Raw genomic sequence first — 3,555 nt, 5'->3', positions numbered from 1 at the left:
GGCTGAGGCCGCTCGGACCGGCCGGGAACGTCCGGGTCGCCGGCGAGGTCAGCCACCGGTCGCTCCCGCGGGGTCGGCGCCCGCGTCGGTGAGCAGGTCGACGCCGGCCAGCGCGTCCGCGGCCTCGGCGACCGTGTCGAACGGCAGTCCGGCCCGCTCGGCGATGTCGAGCAGACTGCGGGTGCCATCGGCGAGGTTGAGCACCCACAGCAGGCCCATCTCGATGGCCTGGCGGTTCATCGTCGCGCCGATGGCCCGGTACAGGCCGCGCCGGCCGAGCTGCGGCTCGCCGTAGGGGGCGGTGTTGCGCCAGGTCCGGTCCCGCTCGCAGATCTCGATCGTGCGCCGCAGGATCGCGAACGAGTCGGCGAGTGACTCGGGTGTGACGAACTCGAGGTCGTCGGCAGAGGTGTGGTACTGCGGGTACTCGCCATGCTGGCCCCGGCCGAACCTGCCGACGGGCAGGTCGAAGCCGGGCGAGCAGAACTGCCGCTCGTCGTAGCCGTAGGGGGAGAAGTCGACGACCCGGTGCGGCCGCTCGGTCTCGGCCAGCGCCACCGCGGCGGCCCGGTCGACGGCGGCGTCACCCCGGCGACTGCGCTTGTAGGTCGGGTCGCTGCGGTCGCCGAGGCCGGTCAGGACCAGCCCGTGCCGGATGCGACCGACGGTGTCCCGGTTGCCGGCGAGCCAGGTGATCGAGCCGATCGTCCCCGGGATGAACAGCAGCCGGAACGTGTGCCGCCGCGGCCCGGCGGCCAGCGTCCGCGCCAGCAGGGTCGCGGTGGCGATGCCCGAGCAGTTGTCGTTGGCCATCGCCGGGTGGCAGGTGTGCGTGGTGATCAGGAACTCGTCGGACGTCTCGCCCGGCAGCACGATCTCGCCGTAGGTCAGAGACCCGTCGGTGAGCGTCGTGTCGATCTCGACCTCGTACTCGCCGTCGGGCAGCGCGCCGAGCTGCCGGTCGGTCAGGCAGAAGCCCCAGTTCTCGTTGTAGTACGACGTCCGGTAGGGCACCCAGTCCGGTCGGTCGGGCATCGAGAACAGGTGCGGGCGCAGCTCGTCGAGGGTCATCCGGGCCCGCACCGGCGTGCTGTAACCCAGCAGGTGCAGCGGATTGTCGGCGGCGTCGACGACGGTCTTGCCGTCGGGGCCGATCAGCCGGGCCGAGCCGACGTTCCACTCCCGGGGGACGGTCCAGTCCAGCGCCGGGGCGCCGCTGGGCACCTCGTGCACGGTGAGCGGCACGTCGGGGCCGAGCGCCCGGGCGACGGTGCGCAGCGTCGTGCGCACGCCCTCGCCGGTGATGCTGCGCATCGGCGGCAGCAGGTCGGCGACCAGCTCGTGCAGCCAGCGGCCGGGGTCGGTGGATTCGGTCATCGTCGCGGATCCGTCCGGACTTCTCAGTCGGCCCAGACGCGCCAGGGCGCGGACCCGGAGTCCCAGAGCTGGTTGAGCTCGGTCCAGTCCCGGAAGGTGTCCATGCCCATCCAGAAGCCGTCGTGGTTGTGCAGGGTGAGTTCGCCGTCGCGGGCGAGCTGCTGCAGCGGGTGGCGCTCCAGCAGCAGCGCCGGGTCGTCGTCGAGGTACTTGTCGATGAACTCGCGCTCGAAGACGAAGTACCCGCCGCTTACCCAGCCGGTCTGCGGGGGCTTCTCGGCGAACAGCGTGACCGCGTTGCCATCGGTCTCCAGCTCGCCGTAGCGGCTCGACGGCCGGACGCCGGTGACGGTGCCGACGCGGCCGGACTCGACGTGGTCGGACAGCACGGCACCGACATCGATCGCGCCGACGCCGTCACCGTAGGTGAGCATGAATCGCGGGCCGGTCAGATACTGGGCCACCCGGCGTAGGCGGGCGCCGGTGCCGGTGAGCAGGCCGGTCTCCGCGAAGGTGACTTCCCACTCCTCGTCGCCCACCGCGTTGTGAAACTGGGGCGTGTGGTCGTCGGCGAGCCGCAGGGTGAAGTCGGCGCCCTGTGCCCGGTAGGCCAGGAAGTAGTTCTTGATCAGGTCGCTCTTGTAGCCGAGGCAGAGCACGAACTTACGAAAGCCGTAGTGTTCATACGTCTTCATGATGTGCCACAGCACCGGCTTGCCGCCGATGTCGACGAGCGGCTTCGGCAGCTTTTCGCTGGCCTCCCGCAGCCGGGTACCCATCCCGCCGCAGAGGATGACGACCGGGATGTCGGCAGCGTCGGGGATCTCGATGGTCCTGGCGCTTTCGGTGCTCAAGGCTTGCGTCTCCCGTGCTCATGCCCCGGTCGGGCTCGGTGGGGCGGATGGGCGCTGATGGCATCGTCCTCGCAGGGCCGCGGTGCATTCCGGGTGACCCGTGACGGCCTGCTGCCACTCGCCGACCGATGCCGGGGCCGACGGGGACAGCCGCCGGTCGTGCCCGGTGCGCGGGAGGGCACGCTCCCGCGCGTGAGGACGTCACTCGCTCGCCCGCACTCATGGCGCGCGCGGGCGCGTGAACCCCCTGTGCCACTACTCGGTTCTGCCACTTCCTGGTGAATACCGGCGACGGACCGACTTCATCGGCGCGCCCCCGGCACTGCCGTCGCAACGGTACCGCACCGCCCTCTGCCTGCCGGGGGAGTCCCTCCAAGCCGGTGCAGAGCCGCGCGATGACGTCGCCCGCCGGGCAAGCCCGACAGCCGGGTCATGCCGGGCGCAGCCGCCATGCCCGCCCGGCGTCGCGTCGTCGTCGATGCCCTGCCACGCACGTGATCTCCGCACCGGGTGGCAGGGCCCCCGCGAGATTCCCGCCACGCCGCCGCCGGGCGACCGGCGCGCCGCCCCCGCGAACGCGCCGTCTCCCAGAGCGCCGCCGGGACTCGTTTCCGCTGGTCAGACCGTTCGCCGGAGACATTCACGGGGCCGCTGGCGGGCCCGCCGACAGCCGCTGACCGCCCTCGACGGCCGGTGGGCATGGGCAACGCCAGACGGCACCCCACGGCCCACCTTCGTGGCGAATCAGCGGTCGATGGTGCCAGATCTTCGACAGACCGGCAACTCGTCCGGTCGGCACCGCGTCCTGACTGGTGGATCCCGCGATGACGCGGGCGTCCGGCCTGCCGGCGGTCGCCGGCTGCCGGCTGCTTCCCACAGAGCGGAAGGGGTTTGGTGCCGATGCGGATGATCGTTGCTGTCCGTGATAGGCCGAGGCCGCCGACATCGCTCTTCGCGCGTTGTTGTTACGGTTCGTCCGTCACTACTGGATTGGTGAAAGAGCCTCGGCTCGTGGCGTTGCCGGTGCCGACGAATCCCCTGGCGGGTCGGCTGGGCGGAGGAATTGTCACCCCGGGTGAGAGTTTGGCGCCGGCTACGCCGAGATGTTTCGATGGGGCACAGAGCACGATCTGGGGTGATGCGGGTGCGTGGGCGCTCCTGGTCGGATGAGCCTCCGGCCGGCGACCGGGAGCGGGTTGCGCCACCGTCCGCCGAAGTCGACGAGGACGGCGGGCAGCGCGGGCACCGGGTCGACCGGCTCCACGCCACCGACTCCCACCGCGCCGGCCGCGACGACTCCGCCGCCGGGGCCGCGTCGCCCGAC

At 71.7% G+C, this 3,555-nt stretch carries 3 protein-coding genes; 1 reads left to right on the top strand and 2 read right to left on the bottom strand.

What is annotated here, in order from left to right; translation table 11 throughout:
* Positions 1 to 48: 48 nt before the first annotated feature.
* A complete protein-coding gene (locus ND748_RS28100) occupies positions 49 to 1,377 on the bottom strand; it encodes a DUF4910 domain-containing protein (RefSeq protein WP_251749212.1) in 1,329 nt (442 codons plus the stop codon).
* Between the two features lie 23 nt (positions 1,378 to 1,400).
* Positions 1,401 to 2,231: a sugar phosphate nucleotidyltransferase gene (locus ND748_RS28095; RefSeq protein ID WP_251749211.1), complete on the bottom strand. Its 831-nt coding sequence runs from the start codon at positions 2,229 to 2,231 to the stop codon at positions 1,401 to 1,403.
* A 1,138-nt stretch (positions 2,232 to 3,369) separates the two neighbouring features.
* Between ND748_RS28095 and ND748_RS28090 the strand changes: the two genes are divergently transcribed.
* Positions 3,370 to 3,555: hypothetical protein (locus ND748_RS28090; protein ID WP_251749210.1), on the top strand; the 186-nt coding region annotated here is incomplete at its 3' end.

The sequence above is a fragment of the Frankia sp. AiPs1 genome, assembly GCF_023716945.1.
Taxonomy (GTDB): Bacteria; Actinomycetota; Actinomycetes; order Frankiales; family Frankiaceae; genus Frankia.
This window is presented reverse-complemented; position numbering and strand designations above follow the sequence as displayed.

Excerpts from the sequence above, each read along its gene's own strand:
- ND748_RS28100 (WP_251749212.1), bottom strand. The coding sequence starts at position 1,377 with ATGACCGAATCCACCGACCCCGGCCGCTGGCTGCACGAGCTGGTCGCC.